Source organism: Inquilinus limosus MP06 (assembly GCF_000767795.1).
GTDB classification, from domain to species: domain Bacteria; phylum Pseudomonadota; class Alphaproteobacteria; order DSM-16000; family Inquilinaceae; genus Inquilinus; species Inquilinus limosus_E.
Genome location: NZ_JANX01000750.1, coordinates 1 through 2,453, shown reverse-complemented (window position 1 = coordinate 2,453; position 2,453 = coordinate 1). Strand labels below are relative to the sequence as shown.

General features: G+C 69.7%; 3 protein-coding genes. All 3 read right to left on the bottom strand.

Annotation, left to right across the window (positions count from 1 at the left end):
- Positions 1–772 (bottom strand): helix-turn-helix domain-containing protein (locus P409_RS31855; RefSeq protein WP_034848065.1); only part of this gene is annotated, 772 nt, incomplete at its 3' end.
- A gap of 352 nt (positions 773–1,124) precedes the next feature.
- Entirely contained in the window at positions 1,125–1,913 is a 789-nt protein-coding gene (locus P409_RS31850; protein WP_034848063.1) for a hypothetical protein, read from the bottom strand.
- Between the two features lie 171 nt (positions 1,914–2,084).
- Positions 2,085–2,453 (bottom strand): hypothetical protein (locus P409_RS39530; RefSeq protein WP_034848061.1); only part of this gene is annotated, 369 nt, incomplete at its 5' end.

Here is a 2,453-nt window from a genome sequence, read left to right as displayed (position 1 = left end):
GCTTGCGGCGCGAGCAGCACAGCCATTCGGCCACCTCGCCGACGCCGAGCCGCGGATCCTGCAGCCGGCTCTCGATGAAGGCGCACGCCTCCGGCAGAGATGCCTGGCGAGCGCCGTTGTGGCCGGATCTGTGCACGATGGAGGCCGGGCTGAAGGCCAGCGCGACGAGGCGGCAGATGGACTCCTGGATCCGGTGCTGCATCGGCCGCGCCAGGCCGCCGCATTCGCGCCAGGTCGTCTGCAGCAGGCTCAGAAGCAGGGCGCCGGCGCCGTGCCGGCCGTGAATGCCCACCCCGACCGAGAGATCCGGGGCGATCAGCAGGGGTTCGAGAACGTGGCGCGGCAGCCGCCACACCTGCACATGCGGGGAGCCCAGGCCGACCTCCTCGAAGGGCAGCGCGGCGTCCGTCAGCGTCATCTCGCCGAACCGCCGGTGAAACGTCCGGCCGGCGTGGCTGACACGCCCGACGCCGTAGATCTGCAGGATGAGATTGTAGCCGTCCCACCCGTCCCCGGCGGGATCGCACCCGGCACCGGCCAGGCGGGCCGCGCTCTGCTGGCACTCGCCCGCCCATCCGTCGGCGAAGCTGCGGACAACCAGGCGGCCGCGCACCGCCTCCCCATCGAGCGGCTCCACGGCCGTCAGATCGGGATAGAGCCGGCGGAGCGCCCCCCGCCAGTAATCCTCCCGCTCCGGTTCCGGCACCGAATCCGTCGTCCAGACGTCATCCGCCTTGCCGGCGGAGGCCCGCAGTGACCGCTTCTCGAGCATCGGCTTCCTAACCCTGTGGCCACATTCGCCGGGCAGGCCGGACGAATGCGGATGGTTGACGGGGTCTGAACGCCACCATCCTGGACCTGGGGGTCGACCGAATGCTCTCCGGCCTCGGGTCGCCAACCAGCCTCGCGGCCGATTGGACGACAGAGACTACACCATATCACCGCAAAGGAAAGAGCCGATCAAGTCGATAGAATTATGTTCTTGCCCATAGGAATACTGGCAAAGACACAACCATGACCGGTTCGTTTCGCTTTTCGAAGCGCCGCCCTCAAAATACTCTTCACGAATACTTGATTCATGGCCGAAAAAGCACCGACCGGCAGCGGTCGCCACCACCGGACCGTCAAAACTGGCTGAAGCCTCCGGCCAGCCGTTCGACGTCGCCCGGCACCACCCGGGTGCTGTTGCCGACGATCCTCCCCTCCTGGGTGAAGGATATCGTGTCGCCCGTCCTGTAGACGACACCGCAGACCGTGGACGCGTTCTCGGAGTAGCAGAGCTTTCCGTTCGCCACGGACCACCGCCCCACGAAGGAGCGGCGCTGGTCCCTGTAATAGTACTGGCCGTCCGGCCGATAGTACTCAACCCAGGGATCGCCCGCGCGCAGGGTCCCGGTGTTGATGGCGTAGCGGGCGTAGACCGTCTGGTTCGACAGCAGCGAGACGATATCGGGGCCGGACAGCGGCACCCCCGCGGTGGAAACCGGAGTTGCCATGACGGGAGCCGAGGATCGCGGGACGGAGACCGGCGGCACCGGCGTGACGACCGGGTTGCCCGCCGCGGAGGCCGGGATCCCGGGCGTGACCAGCACGACCTGGGTTCCCGGGTTGATCGCGGGTCCCGGCGTGATGATCGGGGTCCCTGCGGGGACGATCACGGTGGACCCTCCGGTCTCGACCGCGACGGTCCCCTGCCGCGGAGGGGGCTGGCTGCAGGCCGACAGCACCAGGGCGGCCGCCGCGGATGCGATGAAGCCGCTTCGCATGGTCCCGGCCTGCCGCCCCGGCGGGCGTTCGACCACGAAGGACAGCCCGCCATCGCAGCGCCCTTCCCCGGCCCCGGCGCGGCGAGCGCCGCCGCCGATCGTCAGAGCGGGAGACGGTTCGTCACTGGCCGGGATCACCATGGTCATCACTCCTCATTCGGAGGACGGCGGCCCGAGGGTTCGTCCCGCACGGCTCCAGCATCCGGAAACGTGCACCTTTCAACAGGCGCCATCGGGCGCCCGTTCCCTTCCACCATCCGGATTTTCGGCTTCGCGGAGCAGCCGCAGGGCCGAGACCCGCCGCGACGATTCCGGGGGTCAATTGCGGAACGCTCCGCCGATGCTCCTCGACGTCCCGCCGCTGAACGCGCTTCCGATCCCGCCTCTCGAGGTCGAGCCGGCACCCGACGCCGTGATCCCGGACGCCTCGGCGGACGTGCCGCCCGGCCCCGCCGCGGCGCCGCCGACCGTGAGGCCGGAATGCGATGCCGCCGCATCGGCATCGCCGATGACCGAGGCGCCGCCCAGGCTGGTCGACATGCTGATGCCCGCGGCGCCGGTCACGCTCACCGGGCCGGAGGTGTTGTTGACGTTCAGCCCGCCGCTGACGCCGAAGCTGGAATTGACGCCCAGCGAGCTGGCGAAGCCGCCCGGCACCCGGTCGGCCGTCGCCAGGCCGTTCGACGC

Coding starts and splice junctions, on each gene's coding strand:
- P409_RS31850 (WP_034848063.1), bottom strand. CDS start 1,913: ATGACCATGGTGATCCCGGCCAGTGACGAACCGTCTCCCGCTCTGACG.